This is a genomic window from Motilimonas sp. 1_MG-2023, from assembly GCF_030547455.1.
Lineage (GTDB): Bacteria > Pseudomonadota > Gammaproteobacteria > Enterobacterales > CBDFNC01 > Motilimonas.
Map to the genome: position 1 here is coordinate 1 of NZ_JAUOPX010000153.1, position 291 is coordinate 291.

At 35.1% G+C, this 291-nt stretch carries 1 protein-coding gene; it reads right to left on the reverse strand.

All coding sequences use genetic code 11. From position 1 onward, the window contains the following. Positions 1 to 119: 119 nt before the first annotated feature. Complete coding sequence (gene bamE / locus Q4519_RS22500) at positions 120 to 290, reverse strand: outer membrane protein assembly factor BamE (protein WP_369293066.1); 171 nt, start codon at positions 288 to 290, stop codon at positions 120 to 122. Between the last annotated feature and the right edge of the window lies 1 nt (position 291).

The window sequence follows — 291 nt, forward strand, 5'->3', positions numbered from 1 at the left end:
GAGTGACTCCGCGTGGTAATACAGAAAAATAAGTTTAGTCATTTTACTTATTAAAAAAGCTAGATAGGCTCGCTTTTTTAATACTGAATGTTACTCAGCTGAGTACTTAACTAGGTTTTTTAATTTGTTAAGCTTTGGTCGCTAAATTTTTCAGTGATTGCTGGGTAGCCTGAAACACGAATAAGCTTTTCATTGCCAAACACTAGCTCCATTTGCGATTGTTCTAAATTTTCACCGCCGGGCTTGAAATAATATAGGTAGTACCATTTATTACTATCAAATGTGTCGATC